The organism is Paraburkholderia sp. SECH2, from assembly GCF_030464795.1.
GTDB lineage: Bacteria > Pseudomonadota > Gammaproteobacteria > Burkholderiales > Burkholderiaceae > Paraburkholderia > Paraburkholderia aspalathi.
In genome coordinates this window covers 226544-244356 of record NZ_JALPRH010000007.1, presented here as the reverse complement: position 1 = coordinate 244356, position 17813 = coordinate 226544, and the positions used below count along the sequence as shown (strand labels likewise).

Sequence of the window (17813 nt, the reverse complement as noted above, 5' to 3'; positions counted from 1 at the left end):
TCAGCGCGGGTAGTAAGGCGGAATCTGCGCATCCACGTTGACCCAGACCGACTTGGGCTGCGTGTATTCGCGCATCGCTTCAAAACCCATCTCGCGTCCATAGCCGCTCGCGCCGACACCGCCGAACGGAGACGCGGGGCTCACGCGCTTGTAGCAGTTGATCCACACCATGCCGGCGCGAATCTCGCGCGCCACGAGATGCGCGCGTTGCAGGTCGCGTGTCCAGAGACCCGCGCCGAGACCGTATTCGGTGCCGTTCGCGATCGCGAGTGCTTCTTCGTCTGTGCGGAATGTGGTGACCGTCATGAACGGACCGAACACTTCTTCCTGCGACACGCGATGCTCCGGCTTCGCTTCGACAATGGTCGGCTCGACATAACAACCATTCGCCAACGTGGCATCGTCCGGCGCCTTGCCGCCCGCCAGCACGCGGCCACCCTGTTCACGTGCGACGTCGACGAACGACAGCACGCGGTCGCGATGCTGACGCGAGGTGAGCGGACCCATTTCGGTCAGGGGATCGAGCGGATTGCCGATCCGGATCGTACGGCTCAACGCGACGAACTTTTCCAGCACTTCGTCGGCGATCGATTCGTGCACGATCATCCGCGAGCCGGCGATACACGCCTGCCCCTGATTATGGAAAATCGCGAACGCGGAACCTTGCACAACGGCACCGATATTCGCGTCGCCGAATACGATGTTCGCGCCTTTGCCGCCGAGTTCGAGCTGGACCTTCTTCAGATTGCCGCTCGACGCCTGCACGATCTTGCGGCCGATCGCAGTCGAACCGGTGAAGGCGACCTTGCTGATCTCCGGATGCTCGGCGATGTACTGACCTGCCACATGACCGAGGCCCGGCAAGATATTGACGACACCCTCTGGAAATCCAACCTCCGCCATCAGTTCGGCGATGGCGAGACTCGAGAGCGGCGTGAGTTCAGCGGGCTTCATGATCACGCAATTGCCTGCCGCAAGCGCCGGCGCCATCTTCCAACTCGTGAACATCAGCGGAAAATTCCACGGCACCACTTGCCCGACAATGCCGACCGGCTCGCGCGTCATGTAGTTCAGAAAACCCTGCTCGACCGGAATTACCGAGCCTTCGAACTTGTCGGCCATGCCGCCGAAATAGCGGAACGTCGCTGCCGTGCGCGGTACATCGAGATTGCGTGTGTCGCGAATCGGGTGCCCAGTATCGAGCGATTCGAGGCGCGCCAGTGCATCGGCGTTTGCTTCGATTGCGTCGGCGAGTTTGAGCAGCAAACGCCCCCGCTCCATCGCGGCGAGATTGCTCCACTTCGGAAACGCCGCCTTCGCAGCCGCCACGGCGCGGTCGACATCGGCGGGTCCGGCCATCGCGACTTCGGCAATCACCGAGTTGTCGTGCGGATTAAGGGAGGCGAGCGTTTCGCCGTTTGCAGCCGGCACGAAGCGGCCGCCGATGAAGAGTTGCGTTTGCATGTCAATCCCGCGCAAGTAAAACTTTGGACGTGACAATCCCCGCGGCGCCAGCGGTCTGGCGCCGTTCGATCGACGATCGGAGGGGATGTCTGAGAGTTAGATCTGGATCGGATACGGCGGCAATTCACCGCTTTCGTAGCGCTTCGGCAGATCGGGCGTGGCGTTCTCCCACACCAGCAGCATCGAACGTTTCTGCGAATAGCCCTTGTGGCGGATGTCGGCCGGCATCGCGGCGATATCGCCCGCGTTCATCGTGATGCGTGCACGCGGCTCGCCGCTGTCTTTATCGGCGACGTCCCAGATGATCTGGTCGGACAGTTGCAGAAACCACTCGACGCGGTCGTTGCCATGAAACACCGGCAGCACGAATTCCTCGGTGGTCGGGCAGAACAGGCTCTGCTGGCAGACCGACGTGACCGACGGATTCCACGTCACGTCTGAGCGAGACAGGTACTTGAAGAGGCTGAACGCATGCAACGCGCTCTCAAATCCTGGCTCTGCATGAATCTCGGGTTCATCCTGAACCACATCGGCGAACTGGCGATTGACCGGCAAGTCGTCACGCAATGGCGAATCGCCTTCGAGGCCGGGCATACGCTTCGTGGCGATCCGCGTGCGCTCGATCGCGGAGATGTTGTCGCCATGTTTCGTGCCGAACGCGGAGCCGGTTTCTTCAGGCGCGGCGAACGGATCGAAGCCTTCGTTGACCCAGTCCCGCAGAATCGCCTTGAACGTGGCCATGATGAGCGGCGTGTCGAACTGCTGCATATGATCGACGCCGGCTTCCTTGAAACTCGCGTTGTACGCACCGGCATACATGTCGACCTTGCCGTAGTGATTGCGGGTGCCGATCACTTCGTCGAAGTTGACCCAGCCGTAGAAGAAACCCCACGCCACGTCGCGCATCATGGCGCGCAGGAAGTCGTCGGCATGCATCTGGTGCGAGCGGATCTGGCCTTTCGCGGGCCATTTGACGGTGGCGAAATAAGCATCTCGGCTAAATTCGAAATCGCCGAGACGGAACGTGCGATAACCGCTCACCGCGTCTGCCTCGCTCGCGGTGACGTTTTGCAGGGTGCTGGCTTTGTCCATGATGGGCTCCAGTAGAGGATCGATCGGTAGAGGGAATCAGTGGATGCAGATGTCGGCCCACTTCTCGACCGAATAGCGCCCGAGGATCGTCTGCACGAGCAGCACGCCTTTCGTCCTCGCTTCGAAGCGATACGCGGCGCCCGCAGGCAGCAGGGCCTGATGACCGCGACGCAGCCGCACATAACCCATCGACTGGCCCGACGGTTGGCCTTCGAGCCGCACGCTGCCTTCGGTCTGCGCGTCGACCAGCGGGCCGTCCGACGGCTTGATGAAAAAGATGTCGATCTCGCCGTCGAGCACGACCGCGAATTCATCGTGCGACGCAGCAAACCACGGCGACGAACCCTCCGCGCGCAGTGTCTCGATCACGTACTTGAGATTCTTGCCGACGACGACTTTCTCGTAGGGCTCTGCGCGGCTTGCGACGTCGAATACGTTCGACATCGCGTAGTGCTCCGGTTTGCCCGTGATGATTTCGATGGAGCCTTTGCGGAAATTGTCCAGGCTACCGAACCAGGTCTCTTGCATGTCTGCCTCCAGTTGATCTACGAATCCGCGAATGCGTTGCTTGGATCGAAGATTAAGTGGCGGCAGGCGCAACAGCAATGATCTGAGGGTCGGGAAACGCGAACCATGGGTGCTTCAAAATCGCGCCAGGGAAACTACCTGGTGGAGAACCCGCGGGTTCTGCGGGGGTTCTCAGTCTTCGGCCAGCTCCTCGCCGACGCTTTTGGTCTCGTCGTCCGGCGGTGAAATGCCGAGCGCCTTGTCCCACTGCGGTTCGCGCAGATAGCGGGCGCGCAGGAAGTCGACGAAAGCCTTGACCTTGGTGGTCGAGCGGTGCGAGGCAGGATAGACCGCCGACAGCCACAACGGCGGCGCCGCGTACTCCGGCAGCACGCGTTCAAGGCGCCGTTCGAGCAGATCGGCCGCGGCGACCATCGTCGGCAAATAGACGACGCCCGCACCGGCCCGCGCGAACTCGAGCAGCAGGTGCACGCTATTGGTTTTAAGTACCGGATTCAGCGCGATTTCGAAGCACTCGTTGCCGCGCATCAGCGGCCACTTGTCGCCCCATGGGTAGTACGAATAACGGGCGAAATCGTGCCGCAACAGGTCGAGCGGCGTCTCGATCACCGGCTCTTCCTTCAGATAACCGGGCGCCGCGCACAGCACGCCACGCACGGGAAAGAGACGCCGCTCCACCAGCAAATTGGACGCCGGCGGATAGATCTGCAAGGCCAGATCAAAGCCCTCCTGTACGGGATCGATCACCCGGTCATTGACGGTCACGACGAACTCGACGCGTGGGTAAGCGGCGCGGAATTCGATCAGTGTTTGCGAAAAATGCCCAAGCGCGAAGCCCGGTAGAACATGGATATTGAGCGTGCCGGCGAGCGCCTGCGGATCGCCGCGCGAGCGTCCGGACAGATCGTGGACCTTGTTGACCAGCTCGGCGCACTCACGGTAGTAAGTCTCGCCGAGTTCCGACAGGCGTACCGCGCGCGTTGAACGATGAAAGAGCGGCACGCCGAAATGGTCTTCGAGCTGCTTGACGCGCGAGGTCACCACCGATTTGGCGACGCCCAGCTGGCGCGCGGCACCGGCAAAGCTCTGTGCTTCCGCGGCCCGCACGAACGCTTCCATCGACATGAACAGGTCCATCTTGTCTCCTCCGGTCTCTGTGGCCCGTAGTCTGCCTTGCTTACGGCAAGTGTAGTCTGCTTCGGGCATCGAGACGCGGCAACGACAACTGGAACTACCGGAGCGTGAAGACAGTGCGGACCTGGCTATCGCTGCTGCCCCAATGCAGGTTCAGATCGGAAAGCGGCACGGCCTCCGTTGCAATCTGAAGTCCGGCGGGTACCGTTGCATTGAACACTTCTTTTACCGCATGCAGGAGACGAGGCAAAGTCACGCTGCCAATTCCGCTGCCCAGCAGGGTGATCGCGGTCGCGCGCAGCACGGCCGCCGGTAACTGGATATCGGCACCGCTAATCGCGCCGATCTGGACAAAGCGAACCGGATAAGCATCAGCCGATGCTTTTGCCGCAGCGATCAACAATGACCGTGCGCTGGGTCCCCACAGGTAATCCAATACGACGTCCACCCCTTGGCGAAAATGTGATTCGAAGGCGCGGCTCAGGCTGTTTTCGTCCTGCTCTAGCGAGATCGTGAAATCGGCACCGGCACGTTTGAGCGATTCGAGGCTGGCCGGATTACGGCCTGTCGCGATGATTCTTCCGGCGCCGAGATGCTTCGCGATCTGCACAGCAAGTCGCCCGGAGGCACCCGTTGCGCCGTTGACCAGCACCGTCTCGCCTTGCACAAACCTGGCGCGCTCGGTCAGTGCGGCCCAGGACGACATGCCCGGAATCGCGATAGCGGCCGCTGTGACGTCGTCGATCGCATCGGGGAGCGGAATGCAGTTTGCCTCGGGCACGAGGCTGCGTTCCGCCAGCGCGCCAAACGGCGCTTGCGGGGCGAAGAAATAGACACGTTGGCCGTCTTCGAGACGCCCCGTACCATCGACGCCCGCGACGAACGGGAACGCGCCCGACGCCGAGTAATGCGAGCCCGCTGCCTTGCTGCGGGTAATCCGGCTCAACGCCGAAGCGGCGACGTCGATCAGATGATGGCCAGCCAGCGCATTGGGACGATCGAAGTCTTCGTAAGCGGGTGGCTGCCCCGCACCTTTAACTACTGCAGCTTTCATGAGAATTCCTCGAAGAGAAGATTGAGGCTGCGTCCCGATCAATGTGCGTCGAGCCAATTGCGCAGCGAAACATCACGGATCTCGAGCACATCGAAGAGTCCTATTGCGCGCAGTGCAGGCAGCCCTTCGACAATGTCGGCCTCGGCATGGGCACGCGCCTCTTCACTGGCGCCTTCATCGCTCCAGATACGCGCACTGGCGAGAAAAGCCGCGACGGTGCCCTTGCGGACCGTCGTGCCGTTGAAGTCGACCTGGTCGACGTGATCGGGAAGAATCTGTTCTGCTCGCATCGCACTGCACTCCGGTCGTTAAAAGAACAAAACCAGTGTAGTCGTGCAAAAGCGGCCCGTCTCCGGTATAAAGGCCATTCCATACGGTGTTTCGGCCATGTCCACTTACCTCATTCGCCCCGATCTCGTGACCTCGCAGGAAGGTCCCTATCTCGCCGCGGCCGAGCTGACGCAAAACGAAGCGCGCGCGACGGCGCCACATAGTCATGCGCGCGGACAGCTCATGGGCGCGCTGAGCGGCCTCGTCTCGGTCGGACTCGACAAGCAGCAATGGGTTGTTCCTGCGATACACGCGATCTGGATTCCGCCGCATTGCGTCCACTCCGTGCGGTCGTATGGCCCGTTCTCAGGGTGGAGCGTGTTTATCGCTGAAGAAAGGTGCGCGCCCTTACCTCGTGAGCCTCGCGCGATCAGGACGGCCCCCTTGCTGCGCGAAGCCGTGCGGCGCGCGGCGACCTGGCCGGGCATCGAACTCGACGAGGCGCAGACGCGTATTGCGGACGTCATCGTCGATGAACTTGCAGCGGCGAAAGAGGAATCACTAGGTCTGCCGAGCCCCGACGATCCAAGGCTCGTCAGGATCACCGACGCGTTGGCGAGCGACCTTTCAGACAATCGCCGCCTGGAAGAATGGGCCGCGTGGGCCGGCGTCGCACCACGTACTCTGAGTCGGCGTTTCGTGGCGGAGACGGGCCTGACGTTCGCACAATGGCGTCAACAGGCCCGTCTGCTTCGAGCGCTCGAGCTCGTCGCGGATGGCCTGCCTGTCACGACGATTGCGCTCGAACTCGGCTACGACAACGTCAGCGCGTTTATCGACATGTTCCGGCGAGTGATGGGGACGACGCCAGGGCGATACGCAACGGCTGCGAATCCAGACGATAGAGTCGTCATCTGATTCATGAGGGGCGTCCACACCGTTTCGCCCTCAACGAACTTTCTTCGCAGACGCCGTTCAGCTTTTCAACGCGGCATTAAACACAGGCGCGAGTCCCGTGTTGTCGAGCAAGCTGCTGAATTCACCGAGCCGTTTGTGCAGATACGCCGGCACATCGACATCCGCGTAATCGTAGAAGCCACGCGCATCGCGCAGACCATCGTGGCCTTCCCGCATGTTGTCGCTGACGATCGTGGCGGGCAGGAAGCGCGGATCGATCGCCCGCGCCAGATAGTGCGACGCATAGTAGAGAATGTCGCAGCCGCCCCAGTCGATAAATTCGAGCAGACCCAGCACGGAAAACCGCAGACCGAAACCGGTACGGATAGCCGTATCAATGTCTTCCGCGCTGGCAACGCCCTCCTCGACCATGCGCGCGGCCTCGTTCATCGCCAGCGCCTGGATGCGCGGCACGATGTATCCCGCCGACGGCGCGCACACCACCGGCACTTTGCCAACCCGGCGCAACAAGGCGACCACGCGCTCAACGGTCGCTGCGGCCGTGGCATCGCTACGACTGACTTCAACAAGCGGCATCAAGTGAGCCGGGTTGAGCCAGTGCGCGTTGAGAAGCCGCCCGGGATACGCGACCACTTGCTGAAGCTCGGTCACGAGAAACGTCGACGTGGTCGATGCAAACAACACGTCCGCCCCGGCGTGTTCGCATAGCCAGGCGAACGCGGTCTGCTTGGCTTCCATCACTTCCGGCACGGCCTCGAAGACGATCTCGCCTTCGGCAAGCTCTTCCCGCGCGTGCTCACGATCCACGATGACGATGCGCGCCATCGTCTCCGCAGCCTGCGCCTCGCTGATGCGGCCCAACACCACCAGCGTCTGCAACTGCCGCACGATCTCGCCACGCGCGGCAGCCGCGAAGGCGCTGCGAGCCGCCGGGTCGCGCTCCTTGAAGTCGATCAGCGTTACGCGCAAGCCGGCATAAGCGAAGGCAAGCGCGATGCCTTGCCCCATCCGCCCCGCACCGAGGATATGAACGTGCTGGATGTCGACGGCCGCGCTCATTGATCGAAACCCCGTTCGAGCAAGGCCGTCATCGCCTCGCGCGAAAGCGACGCAAGGCCCAGCCGCTCGAGCGTGCGGCCTTCGCCGTACAGGTCACGCTCTGACACCGCGCTCGCCAGATTCAGCAGACCTTCGGCGACGGGCGTCGGCACGCCAGCCCAGCGTCCCGCCGAAACAAGAAACGACAAACCGAGCCGCGTATCTTCGAGCATATAGCGGTGCGTCTTCAGATCGATGTCCTCGCGCCAGTCGCCGCTATCGGTCAGCTTGCCGTGCGCGCCGCGGCCGTACATCCACTCGTCGCCCTCGCTCGCATAGTGGTCGGCGAGCGGAAAATGCGGCGCGCCGTAGCCAAGGGCCTCGCGTACCGCCATACGTTCGGCGTCGAGCACACTCGTCACGCGGCGGATCGACGGTTGCGTGCCTTCGTTATGGATGTCCCAGGCATCGAAGTGCTCGAGCGGGCCGGCGTTCATCATGATCAGTGGCGGGTGGATCACCGGTCCCGCGTTCATCAGGGCGCCGCTCAACGCATCCTCGATCGGTTCGACCGATGGATAGGCCTGCTGCAGCACCGGAACCGCCCACGCCGCAAACTGTGCGGGAAAGACGCCGCTCGGCAGGCGCGTAGCGTACGCGCTCACCACCACATTGTCTTCGCCATGTTTGCGTGCGAGGTACGGCAACGTGCCGGTCTCCGCGAAGGCCACCTCGTGCGCGTTGCCCGCCTCGTGCATCGCCTTCGCGAACACATAGCTGCCGAACGTGCCGGGCGGCAGGAACACCACCTGATGGTCCGCGAGAAATGGTGCCAGTTGAGCCGCCAGCGCTTCGTGCGTCGTTGAAGGCAACGGAATCACGATGAGCGCTGCGCCCTCCACCGCTTCCGCCAGATCGTCGACGAGACGTATCGCGCCTGGCTGCGCGCCGATCGGCACCCGCCGCTCGCCGCGAAAGTCCTTGACCTTGAGCGCGCCGAGTTCGCGCAGCCGCGCCGCGGCGACCGTATCGCGGCGCCACCACGTCACGTTATGGCCTTTTTCCAGCATGTCGATCACGGCCGCATAGCAGCCATGCCCCCCGCCCAGTACGCTGACATTCATCACACTTCTCCTTGTTCGATGATCATCAGACTACGGGGTCGCCGGCACAAAGACGCTTCACCGCGCGCAAGCCGCATTCAAATCCGGCAACTCAATGAGAATGCGGTCGCGCGCCTGATGAACAATCGCGCTATCCGGGTCGATCCGTTCTTGCGCGAAAAAAATGGCCATCGCATGATGAGCGCGCTGCCCGCTCCCCCGCTTCGAGGCCCATGAATGGAAATCGCGATTTCACGCAGAAACCGTAACCGTCTGATCGCATCGCACGCCCGCGAGGATATCGAGCGGGAAGTGTCACAGGTGCTCTGTCCGCACCGGATGGAAGTCGCACACCGTGGCCCGCTCAACGCCGAGCTATACGGCGTCGCGCTCCATCAGGCGATGCTCCTCGAACTGCACTACGGCAGCGAAACCCACATCGACGCCGGCGACATCGGCAATCACTACCTGTTTCGCACCACGCTCAGCGGCCAATGCGCGCTGGAATCGGGCGGCGAACGCGTTTCGCTGCGGGCCGGGAGCCTGAGCGTGTCATCGCCCGCACGCATGAGCCGCATCGTCACGGATCGCGAATGCCGCAACCTGCTCTTGCGGATCGACCGCCAGGCGCTCGAGGTCAAGCTTGCCGAGATGTTGAACGACAGCGTCAAACAACCGCTCGTGTTCGATCTCGCTTTCGACAATGCACACACGGGCACCACGGTTTTTTTGTCGACCCTGCGCTACCTGTGCAATCTGTGCGATCAGTTCGACGAGCCCGCGCAGGAACGGATCTTCGGCCGCGATCTGACGCAGTGGCTGATGACGGTTCTGCTCAGCCAGCTGCCGCATTCGTACAGCGCGACGCTGGCCCGTGCCTCCTCGTCGCCACTGCCGGTCCATGTGCGCCGCGCGCGCGACTATATCGACGCCCACCTCGACGAGCCGCTGCGGATGGACGCCCTGGCGCGCGCCGCCGGTGTTTCGACGCGCACGCTACAGAACGGTTTCAGCCAGTTCCTCAATACGTCGCCCGGGGGCTATATCCGCGAACGGAGGCTCGAAGCCGTGCACCGCGCACTACAGACGCAGTCTGAACGCTCGGTGACCGATATTTTCATCGAGCACGGCGTGCACAGCTTTGGGCATTTCGCCAAGGCGTACGCGCGGCGCTTCGGCTGCCTGCCATCGGCCACCGCGAAGCGCATGGTGCGCAACTGACTCCCATGCAGACCGATCCCGCCAATTCCGCTGATCCGACCGCTTCTGCCGATTCCGTTTCGCACGAACATGACCCGTTGGCCTTCGCAGAGACCGCCGGGGCCCCGCGCGTACGGGACCTCGATCTGAACCTGCTGAAGGCATTTCACGCGGTGTACATCGAGAAAAACGTCGGCCGTGCGGCGTTGCGGTTGGGGATCACGCAGCCTTCCGTGAGCCATGCGCTTGCCCGCCTGCGGCTCGTGTTTCGCGACGCGCTGTTCGTGCGTACGCCCGGCGGTGTCGAAGCAACGCCGCGTGCGCAGCGCCTTGCGATTTCCATCGATCGCGTGCTGGAGATTCTCCAGGACATGCTCGATGAAGGCGCGCAGTTCCGCGCCGCCACGTCTCGCCGCGTGTTCCGCCTGCATATGAGCGACTTCGCCGAAGCCGCGTTTCTGCCGACGCTGATGCGCGAACTCGATACGCGAGCGCCCGGTGTGGTGATCGAAACCCATCAGATCGACGACAGCCAGTTCAACGTGGCGCTCGAATCCGGTCGCATTGACTTCGCGCTCGGGCATTTCCCGCATGCGTCGAGCCACTTTCACCATAGCGAACTGCTGCACGAGCGTTATGTGCTGCTGATGGCGCGGCGCGTGGCGGAGCAGTTCGAACTGCGGGAAGGCTATACGTTGAATGCGAACGTGCCTGCAGGGCTGCACTTCATCGCGGTCACTTCTCACCCGCAATCGGTCGAACTGCTCGAGCGCTATGGGCTCACCTCGCGTGTGCGGATCGCCGTGCCGAACTTTATGGTGGTGCCGGCTATCCTGAGCCGCTGCGATTACGCGCTGATTCTGCCCCGCACCGTTGCGCGTGCGTTCTCCACGCTCGGTGAATCGGCCGTGTTCGAACTCGAAGATGCGCTCACGTGGCCCGTGAACGCCTACTGGCATCGCCGTTTCGATACCGATCCCGGCCACCGGTGGCTGCGCGGTGTGCTCATGGAGCTGTTCCGGATCGGCGCCCGTGAGCCTTTCGACAGCTGGCTCAGCGCGCCGCTCGATCTCAATCCGGAAGGCGTACGTAGCGCCTGAACGCGTCGGGAGCGACCCGCCGCTTCACCAGCGGGTCAGCTTGATCGGCCGCCTAGAAGGCCGTCATGATGCCGGCCACCACCGAGCTTGCAGTCGCGCCAGCCTTCGCCACCGATACCCCGCCACCCGCCGCGCCATTGACCGTGAAGTTCGCGTGCGCGCCGTTGCGGATCATCGCTGCGCCCGTATAGAGCACGGTGCGCTTCGAAAGCGGATAGTCGCAGCGCACGCCAAACGAATCTGCATTGCCTGCGCTGTCGGCCACTTTCCGGTAATGACCGTAGCTCAGCAACACCAGCGAACGGCCCACCGGCACGGTGGCGTCGAGTTCGAACAGATCGTTGTGCGGATTCGAACTGGCGGCGTTCACGCTCGTCGTGACGTCCGGCCCGCCGCGATGCCGTAGATAGATGAAAGCCGGTTTGATGAAGCCGAAATCGTACGAGATTGCCCCAAGCGCGTAATTGCCGGCGGCCGTCGGACTTTTCGCGTTCAGTGCCGCCGCACTCGCCGGACTGAAGGTCTGCTGCATGTAGTCGGCGTCGATCGACAGACTGCCGTTCACGTAGTTAACCGAGGCGCCATACGTATCGCCCAGCGTCGAAGGCACGTTCGATGCACCGTTCGCTCCGCGCGCGGCGATAGCCCGCACCAGCACGCCGCCTATACGAGGCGAGGAATAGCGTATCGAGTTGTTCACGCGCAGAAAGGCCGGCCCGACGAAGTTATTCGCCGCATTGCCCCATGCGAGGCCGGCGCCGTCGCCCGGCAAGCTGTAGGTCACGAACGACGTATGCAGCACTGTGTAATTGACGCCCGCCTGCATCGCGCCAAACGGACCCGACAGCCCGACCCACGCTTCGCGTCCGAACAGCGCGCCGTTGTTGCCGAGCGTACCGTTAGCCGAGTTGAAGCCGTTTTCGAGCTTGAAGATCGCGCGATAACCGCCGCCGAGATCTTCACTGCCCTTCAAGCCGAATTGCGTCGCGAAGATATCGCCGCTGCCCAACCGCACCACGTGGTTGGGGCCGAAATTCGCGTATTCGATCGACGTGTCGATCCGTCCGTACAAAGTCACGCTCGATTGCGCAAGCGCGGGTGCCGCTGCGAGGCTCAGCAGCGACACGCACCACATCCGTTTGGTCATTCCCTTAGTCCCGGCGAAAGTCTGGTTCTAACTGCCGCGCGGATTTGCCGTCGCGACGCTCGTGTTTTCCGTCTTCTCCAATGCCTTTCGTTTGATGGAGCGGAAAACGAAGCGAGTCTAGGAACACCAATTTCGAGCGTCGATGAATGCGCACATATAACACTTATAGACAGCGCGAATGAGGTGGGCCGCGCACCGTACAACGGCCTCTTGGGCCTTATGGGACAAGCCTTTCCGGCCGCCTCCTGGGGAAAACTTTAGTGACCCAGGGGAATCTCTCCGTGTGTGCGCAGGCCTTGCGTATATGTTTCAGAAATTTGTTTACATACGCTGCTTCGCAACCTCATTGAAACCTCATCGCAACTTCGTCGAATATCAGGCACAGGAGAACCGGCATGGCCGTATCAACGAGCAATAACCCTGCACGCAGGCGCTATACGTACGAGTGGTACGTGGTCCTGATCTGCATGCTTGCGTATGTGTTTTCCTTCGTCGACCGACAGGTTCTCGCGCTGATGATCGAGCCGATCAAGAAGGATCTGCATCTGACCGACACGCAGTTCAGCCTGCTGCAAGGCTTCGCGTTTTCGCTCTTCTATGCGGTGATGGGCATGCCGCTCGCCTATCTCGCCGACCGCTTCGCCCGCCCTCGCATCATCGCGACGGGCATTGCGTTATGGAGCCTCGCCACCGCGGCCTGCGGCGCCAGCCAGAACTTCATTCACATGTTCCTTTCCCGCATGAGCGTCGGAGTGGGCGAAGCCGCGCTGTCGCCCGGAACGTATTCGATGTTGAGCGACTACTTTCCGAAAGAAAAACTGGGGCGCGCGGTGGGCGTGTATTCGCTGGGTTCATTCATCGGCGGCGGGATGGCATTCCTGATCGGCGGGTACGTGATCCATCTGCTCAAGCAGATGACGACGATCAGCGTGCCGCTTCTCGGCGACGTACGCTCGTGGCAACTCACGTTCTTTATCGTCGGATTGCCGGGCTTTCTCGTTGCTCTGCTGTTTATCCTCACCGTGCGCGATCCGGCGCGTCGAGGACTCATGCGGGATGGCGCCGGCCAGGCAAAGCGCGTGTCGATGGGCGACTCGCTGCGCTTCATCGGCACGCATGGCAAGACGTTCACCTGCCACTACCTCGGCTTCTCGTTCTATGCGATGACGCTGTTCTGCCTGATGAGCTGGACGCCCGCGTTCTATATCCGCCACTTCGGGCTCACGCCGGCCGAAGCCGGTTACACGCTCGGCACGATCCTGCTGGTCGCGAACACCATCGGTGTGTTCTGCGGCGGGTGGCTCAACGACTGGCTCATGAAGAAAGGCCGCACGGACGGCCCGATGCTCGCGGGTTTTATCGGCGCGGTTGGAATGCTGGTGCCGGCCGTTGCTTTCACACAGGTCGATAGTCTGAACGTGTCGCTTGCGCTGCTGGTCGTTGCGATGTTCTTCGCGTCGTTCCCGATGCCCACTTCGACCGCCGCGATGCAGACACTCGCGCCGAACCAGATGCGTGCGCAGATTTCAGCGGTGTTTCTGCTGGTCTCCAATCTCATCGCACTTGGCATCGGTACGACGCTCGTCGCGTTGCTGACTGACAAGGTGTTCGGTGCGCCGAAAGCGGTTGGTGATTCGATGTCGATCGTTAATCTTGTTGCCACGCTGCTGGCTGCAGGGTTGTTGTGGTTGGGGTGCAAGCAGTTCCGGTTGAGCCTTGCGCGTGTGCAGGGGCAAACGGGTTCGACCGTGACCGGGGCACATCACGACGCCGCAGACGCCGCGCATGTCGGCGACGTTGCGCCGCTGGTGGGACAGTAAGGCTATTACTGCTTCGGTCTTAACCCGTTTCTTTGCATTATCCGCTGATGGCAGAACCGCCCGCTTTCGGGCGGTTCTGCATTGCAGGCTTCAACACTTGACCGTTTGACTTGCGATTGAACGGGTGCGAGGCGGTCATCCTCGCACCCGTATGGACATCAGTTCCGCGGGATACCCATCTTCTCCATCGTCAGGGTCTCGTCGGCGCGCCCCCAGCCACCGTCGGCGACCTCATCCACGAGAACCATCGAGTAAGGACGGACGCCCTCCCCGAAGTACTCGACGAACATGGCCGTCGTGCGATGGATGATTTCTTCTTTTTTCGCGGCATCGAGCGTGCCTTGCGGAAACTTGTAATTGGCAAATGGCATGAAAAACTCCTTGATTGGGGTTTGAAAACGGGGTGTCGGTTTTCGGCACCTGGACCGCCACGCGTGAAGAACCAGTGTCCATTTCTGCTCCTTTCCAGAGTGACGTTCATCTGGCCGACTGCCTTGAGAGCGATTATTCCTGCCCAGAGCACCTGGATAAATGGTGGTAAATTGCCATGACTATTCAATGGGAATAACTAATCGAGATCGGCGGATATGGATCGTTTTGACACGCTGCAGTTGTTCGTCCGGATCGTCGAGCAGGGCAGTTTCACCAAGGGTGCAAGCATGGTGGACATCCCGCGCGCGACGGCGACCTATGCCATCAAGGCACTCGAGGCGCGGCTCGGCACGCGGCTGCTCGAACGAACGACGCGGCACGTGCGACCGACACTCGACGGCCAGGCTTTCTACGAGCGCTGCGTGCGCATCCTGGGCGAGATCGACGATGCGGAGTCGTCGTTCTCGCATCAGACCAGCAACCCGCGTGGCGTATTGAGGCTGGATCTGCATGGCACGCACGCCACACGCATCGTGTTGCCGCGCATCGACGAGTTTCGGGCGCGCTATCCGGGTATCGAACTGGTGGTGAGTAGCGGCGATCGCCTCGTCGACCTCGTGCGCGAAGGTGTCGATTGCGTGATCCGTGGGGGGCGTCCGCGCGACTCGTCGCTGATTGCGCGGCCCATGGCCGTCGTGCCGCAGATCATTTGCGCGAGCCCCGCCTATCTGGCGCGATGGGGTATGCCCGCGACACCGGCTGATCTGGCCTCGCATGAAGCCGTCGGCTTCTTTTCCCAGACGAGCGAGTCCTCCTATGCGATCGAACTGCGCATCGAGCGGAAGATCACTGAATTCAAGCTGCGTAGATGGATCTCGGTGGGCGACGCTGAGAATTATGTCGTCTGCGCGTTGCGCGGGGCGGGTCTGATTCAGCTGCCCCGCTTCCACGTGGAGGACGAGCTTGCCGATGGTCGTCTTGTCGAGGTCCTGCAGGACTGGGAGAGTCCGGGCTTACCTATCAATATTCTCTATCCCCAGCACCGGCAGCTCGCTCCGAGGGTCCGCGCTTTCGTGGATTGGGCGAGTCAGGTGTATGCGGCGAAATTCGGCGGTGAGAACGGTTGAAAGCAAGGTTGGAAGAGCCGCCCGCTTTCGGGCGGCTGAGCATTGGACGGCAGTCGGCCAACTGAAGCCGTCCGCCTTTCTCGGTGGTTAGTGGTGCACAGGAGCCGGCTGTTCGTCCGCGTCGTCTTCTTCGTTTGTCGCGGATTTGGCTGACGCTTGTTTGGCCGGGCTGGGCTTTGTGGCTGCCGGTGTTTCCGTCGTCGCTATTTGTGACGCCTCTGCGAGAAGGCGCGCTGCACGGCTCGCGGTGATGCGGCTTTGAGGGATGCCCTTCGCATCGAGCGCGATCACCTGGTATAGCTCACGGTCGCACTCAAGTTCGTGATGATATTGCTCTGCTGTGTCGACGAGCAATTCAAGCATGGTCTGCTGGCGTCGTCTTTCGTCGCTCGTGATGGCAGGATTCCTACACATCGAGGACGCAAGTGTGATCAATGTGTTGAGTTGGTTCAACTGCCGATTGCAGAGAGCGAAGGTGGAAAGCGCGAGCTTCTCGTACTGGAGCGCGTCGACTGGCGGGCGTGAAGCGGGTTGGGATTGTTTTGTAGGTTTGTTGCTCATGGTGCGACCTCCCTGGTACTTCTTTGATCGCCCGACACTCGCTTGCTTGGGGAAGTGGGTGAGCGGGCACGTGGCGGGTTTGGAAGACCGGTGTTCTAACGAGCCGGCGAGCCTTGCGGCTCCCCCACCACAGCCCGCCCATTGAAGACAACAGACGTGCAGGGGTAGACGCACGACCCGCCTAGGCGGGTGTGCGGTTAGAACAACAGGCTTCCACACCTGACCGCCGGGTGTTTCCCAACGGCTTGATGATTATAAATCAAGGCAGCCGCGTAGCGATCAACCAGGCAGGCTAAGTGTTTGCGTTTGGCCGATTGGATAAGGCATCGTCGGCGGCGGCGGTTGGCGGGTTGGCGTGAACTCGGAGGCCGTAGAGGACGCGGGCGGTTGGTTGGCTCTGCGGTGATAGTGAGCGCGTAGGCGTATCTGGGGTTCGTCAGTGTCCGAACTTGGCGGTTGATGGAGGTTCATCGGCCTAAGGGACGGTGGACCTCCATCTGATCGCAACCGGTCGAATGACTGCTCTCGGAGAACGCGGAGGACTGAAGTCGACCCTGAGCGGTCTGTGGGATTTGTCCTGAGCGGACATTCACGTGCTACGGTGCGGCGCACTGACACTGCGTGATGCCTATTTTTTTGCCCCACTGAAGCAGAGTGCCCAGCTTCATGCTGAGAGGAACCTTCGGCGGCCCGTTCCTCGCCCGTTTATCCATGGTCTCTTTGATCGGTAGTGCCCGTATCAGGAAGGCCTCCAGTTGCTTGTTCAGACCGCGAATCCAGACCCCACTATCTTGCTTGTCCAGAGAGTCAATCAATTTGTCGCGGAGCGGGTCTGCTTGGAAGTGAAAGGTTGTGTTATCGCGCAGAATACCGACCTCTTTGCATGGGATTGACTACTTGAGAAACCAACGGTATTTTTTCTGATGGGGCGTCACGCCCCCTGCGCCGCCTCACAGTTCTTTTCGATTCCGTGCCGGCTGTGGAGGCTCATCGGCACGGATACTCGGACCGAAGCCATGCGTATCTACTTCCAGAACGCGTCTATCCCGACGCGGGCCGCCAATCGGCTTAAATTCCGCCTTTCGCTAAAGGAATCCCAGGCGCGACAGGTAACCTCCGAAGTCTTCGGCTATAGAGACTGGACCGACCTCCACCGCGACCTGGGCAGCAAAGCGGCTTCCGCGCTCGACGAGGCGTGTGACAGCGTGACACTAACCGAGAGACGCGTATATCAGGCGTCGCAATTGCTCGCATCGTCAGTTGATCTTCACGGTGAATCCGCCGACGAATTTGTTCGATGGTGGCAACCATCGTCCGCACATGCGCACGAAGAGGGCCCGAACCCGACAGAAGCGCCGTTTGCCGGCTCAAAGGAAGATCTGAGTTTTCAGGAGGCGCTGAGCACATTGGCTCACGCCGCGGACCGTCCCGTTGGCCACTTCGAACAAGCGCTCATGACTGGCATACACAGAACGGAAAACGAAAGCTCGCTGAGGTTTGTAGAATCGATTGCTGATGAGTTGCTAAGCGGCAACCGAAAGCGAGAACCCGAAGTGGCTCGTCACCTCCTTGAGGCTCTGGCCTCGCGAGGGCTCCCTAGGTCAATACTTAACCTGGCGGTGAGTTTGACGCTTGGCGATGGTGGGCCTAAAGACGAAAACAGGGCCACGGAGCTGCTCGGGCGGTTGGCTGAATCTGCTTCAACTCCCGATGATCTGAAGCGGATTGCCGAATCGCGCTTAGGCACCGCCTAAGCACTCGAAGGTCCCGTCAGGCTCGTCATAGTTTCGACCTACAATCGCCAGCGGGGAACGACTTCGCCAGCACCGCCGGACGGCTGAACAGATTGCAGGCAGCTATGCCATCGACACTGGTTGCCAGATAG

17 protein-coding genes are annotated in these 17813 nt (G+C 61.5%); 6 read left to right on the top strand and 11 right to left on the bottom strand.

Annotation, left to right across the window (positions count from 1 at the left end; translation table 11 throughout):
* From M0D66_RS15445 to M0D66_RS15420, 6 genes are all read right to left on the bottom strand, one after another.
* Positions 1–1464 carry an aldehyde dehydrogenase family protein gene (locus M0D66_RS15445; protein ID WP_211706928.1) on the bottom strand — a complete coding sequence of 488 codons (1464 nt, stop codon included), beginning with the start codon at positions 1462–1464 and terminating at the stop codon, positions 1–3.
* A 96-nt stretch (positions 1465–1560) separates the two neighbouring features.
* Positions 1561–2556, bottom strand: coding sequence for a hydroxyquinol 1,2-dioxygenase (locus M0D66_RS15440; protein ID WP_211706929.1), 996 nt, complete (start codon positions 2554–2556; stop codon positions 1561–1563).
* Between the two features lie 36 nt (positions 2557–2592).
* Positions 2593–3084, bottom strand: a complete 492-nt coding sequence (locus tag M0D66_RS15435; RefSeq protein ID WP_211706930.1) for a hydroxyquinol 1,2-dioxygenase — start codon at positions 3082–3084, stop codon at positions 2593–2595.
* Positions 3085–3255: 171 nt separating this feature from the next.
* Positions 3256–4221, bottom strand: a complete 966-nt coding sequence (locus M0D66_RS15430; protein ID WP_093645125.1) for a LysR family transcriptional regulator — start codon at positions 4219–4221, stop codon at positions 3256–3258.
* Positions 4222–4315: 94 nt separating this feature from the next.
* The gene (locus M0D66_RS15425; RefSeq protein ID WP_211706931.1) at positions 4316–5272 is read right to left on the bottom strand and encodes a zinc-binding alcohol dehydrogenase family protein; all 957 of its coding nucleotides are present in this window, start codon (positions 5270–5272) and stop codon (positions 4316–4318) included.
* 38 nt (positions 5273–5310) lie between these two features.
* Complete coding sequence (locus tag M0D66_RS15420) at positions 5311–5562, bottom strand: hypothetical protein (RefSeq protein WP_093645129.1); 252 nt, start codon at positions 5560–5562, stop codon at positions 5311–5313.
* 97 nt (positions 5563–5659) lie between these two features.
* Between M0D66_RS15420 and M0D66_RS15415 the strand changes: the two genes are divergently transcribed.
* Positions 5660–6460, top strand: a complete 801-nt coding sequence (locus M0D66_RS15415; protein WP_211706932.1) for a helix-turn-helix domain-containing protein — start codon at positions 5660–5662, stop codon at positions 6458–6460.
* Between the two features lie 57 nt (positions 6461–6517).
* Here M0D66_RS15415 and M0D66_RS15410 read toward each other — a convergent pair whose 3' ends face one another.
* Both M0D66_RS15410 and M0D66_RS15405 read right to left on the bottom strand, forming a co-directional pair.
* Positions 6518–7519 carry a 3-hydroxybutyryl-CoA dehydrogenase gene (locus M0D66_RS15410; RefSeq protein WP_211706933.1) on the bottom strand — a complete coding sequence of 334 codons (1002 nt, stop codon included), beginning with the start codon at positions 7517–7519 and terminating at the stop codon, positions 6518–6520.
* Complete coding sequence (locus M0D66_RS15405) at positions 7516–8622, bottom strand: NAD/NADP-dependent octopine/nopaline dehydrogenase family protein (protein ID WP_200653973.1); 1107 nt, start codon at positions 8620–8622, stop codon at positions 7516–7518. The genes M0D66_RS15410 and M0D66_RS15405 overlap by 4 nt, the downstream gene beginning before the upstream one ends.
* Before the next feature lie 216 nt (positions 8623–8838).
* On the opposite strand from M0D66_RS15405, the gene M0D66_RS15400 reads away from it, so the two are divergent.
* The gene (locus tag M0D66_RS15400) at positions 8839–9822 is read left to right on the top strand and encodes an AraC family transcriptional regulator (protein WP_200574830.1); all 984 of its coding nucleotides are present in this window, start codon (positions 8839–8841) and stop codon (positions 9820–9822) included.
* A gap of 5 nt (positions 9823–9827) precedes the next feature.
* The gene (locus M0D66_RS15395) at positions 9828–10901 is read left to right on the top strand and encodes a LysR family transcriptional regulator (protein ID WP_200653971.1); all 1074 of its coding nucleotides are present in this window, start codon (positions 9828–9830) and stop codon (positions 10899–10901) included.
* 52 nt (positions 10902–10953) lie between these two features.
* On the opposite strand, the gene M0D66_RS15390 is transcribed toward M0D66_RS15395, so the two are convergent.
* Positions 10954–12048: a porin gene (locus M0D66_RS15390; RefSeq protein ID WP_211706934.1), complete on the bottom strand. Its 1095-nt coding sequence runs from the start codon at positions 12046–12048 to the stop codon at positions 10954–10956.
* 395 nt (positions 12049–12443) lie between these two features.
* Here M0D66_RS15390 and M0D66_RS15385 point away from each other — a divergent pair, with 395 nt between their 5' ends.
* Positions 12444–13868, top strand: coding sequence for an MFS transporter (locus M0D66_RS15385; RefSeq protein ID WP_211706935.1), 1425 nt, complete (start codon positions 12444–12446; stop codon positions 13866–13868).
* 158 nt (positions 13869–14026) lie between these two features.
* On the opposite strand, the gene M0D66_RS15380 is transcribed toward M0D66_RS15385, so the two are convergent.
* A complete protein-coding gene (locus M0D66_RS15380) occupies positions 14027–14239 on the bottom strand; it encodes a 4-oxalocrotonate tautomerase family protein (protein ID WP_200620408.1) in 213 nt (70 codons plus the stop codon).
* Between the two features lie 216 nt (positions 14240–14455).
* Between M0D66_RS15380 and M0D66_RS15375 the strand changes: the two genes are divergently transcribed.
* The gene (locus M0D66_RS15375) at positions 14456–15367 is read left to right on the top strand and encodes a LysR family transcriptional regulator (RefSeq protein WP_211706936.1); all 912 of its coding nucleotides are present in this window, start codon (positions 14456–14458) and stop codon (positions 15365–15367) included.
* A gap of 87 nt (positions 15368–15454) precedes the next feature.
* On the opposite strand, the gene M0D66_RS15370 is transcribed toward M0D66_RS15375, so the two are convergent.
* Positions 15455–15928, bottom strand: coding sequence for a hypothetical protein (locus M0D66_RS15370; RefSeq protein ID WP_093645150.1), 474 nt, complete (start codon positions 15926–15928; stop codon positions 15455–15457).
* A gap of 1016 nt (positions 15929–16944) precedes the next feature.
* Here M0D66_RS15370 and M0D66_RS15365 point away from each other — a divergent pair.
* Positions 16945–17682: a hypothetical protein gene (locus M0D66_RS15365; protein WP_200620411.1), complete on the top strand. Its 738-nt coding sequence runs from the start codon at positions 16945–16947 to the stop codon at positions 17680–17682.
* Positions 17683–17813: the final 131 nt, after the last annotated feature.

Excerpts from the sequence above, each read along its gene's own strand:
- M0D66_RS15445 (WP_211706928.1), bottom strand. The coding sequence starts at position 1,464 with ATGCAAACGCAACTCTTCATCGGCGGCCGCTTCGTGCCGGCTGCAAAC.
- M0D66_RS15440 (WP_211706929.1), bottom strand. The coding sequence starts at position 2,556 with ATGGACAAAGCCAGCACCCTGCAAAACGTCACCGCGAGCGAGGCAGAC.
- M0D66_RS15435 (WP_211706930.1), bottom strand. The coding sequence starts at position 3,084 with ATGCAAGAGACCTGGTTCGGTAGCCTGGACAATTTCCGCAAAGGCTCC.
- M0D66_RS15430 (WP_093645125.1), bottom strand. The coding sequence starts at position 4,221 with ATGGACCTGTTCATGTCGATGGAAGCGTTCGTGCGGGCCGCGGAAGCA.
- M0D66_RS15425 (WP_211706931.1), bottom strand. The coding sequence starts at position 5,272 with ATGAAAGCTGCAGTAGTTAAAGGTGCGGGGCAGCCACCCGCTTACGAA.
- M0D66_RS15420 (WP_093645129.1), bottom strand. The coding sequence starts at position 5,562 with ATGCGAGCAGAACAGATTCTTCCCGATCACGTCGACCAGGTCGACTTC.
- M0D66_RS15415 (WP_211706932.1), top strand. The coding sequence starts at position 5,660 with ATGTCCACTTACCTCATTCGCCCCGATCTCGTGACCTCGCAGGAAGGT.
- M0D66_RS15410 (WP_211706933.1), bottom strand. The coding sequence starts at position 7,519 with ATGAGCGCGGCCGTCGACATCCAGCACGTTCATATCCTCGGTGCGGGG.
- M0D66_RS15405 (WP_200653973.1), bottom strand. The coding sequence starts at position 8,622 with ATGAATGTCAGCGTACTGGGCGGGGGGCATGGCTGCTATGCGGCCGTG.
- M0D66_RS15400 (WP_200574830.1), top strand. The coding sequence starts at position 8,839 with ATGGAAATCGCGATTTCACGCAGAAACCGTAACCGTCTGATCGCATCG.
- M0D66_RS15395 (WP_200653971.1), top strand. The coding sequence starts at position 9,828 with ATGCAGACCGATCCCGCCAATTCCGCTGATCCGACCGCTTCTGCCGAT.
- M0D66_RS15390 (WP_211706934.1), bottom strand. The coding sequence starts at position 12,048 with ATGACCAAACGGATGTGGTGCGTGTCGCTGCTGAGCCTCGCAGCGGCA.
- M0D66_RS15385 (WP_211706935.1), top strand. The coding sequence starts at position 12,444 with ATGGCCGTATCAACGAGCAATAACCCTGCACGCAGGCGCTATACGTAC.
- M0D66_RS15380 (WP_200620408.1), bottom strand. The coding sequence starts at position 14,239 with ATGCCATTTGCCAATTACAAGTTTCCGCAAGGCACGCTCGATGCCGCG.
- M0D66_RS15375 (WP_211706936.1), top strand. The coding sequence starts at position 14,456 with ATGGATCGTTTTGACACGCTGCAGTTGTTCGTCCGGATCGTCGAGCAG.
- M0D66_RS15370 (WP_093645150.1), bottom strand. The coding sequence starts at position 15,928 with ATGAGCAACAAACCTACAAAACAATCCCAACCCGCTTCACGCCCGCCA.
- M0D66_RS15365 (WP_200620411.1), top strand. The coding sequence starts at position 16,945 with ATGCGTATCTACTTCCAGAACGCGTCTATCCCGACGCGGGCCGCCAAT.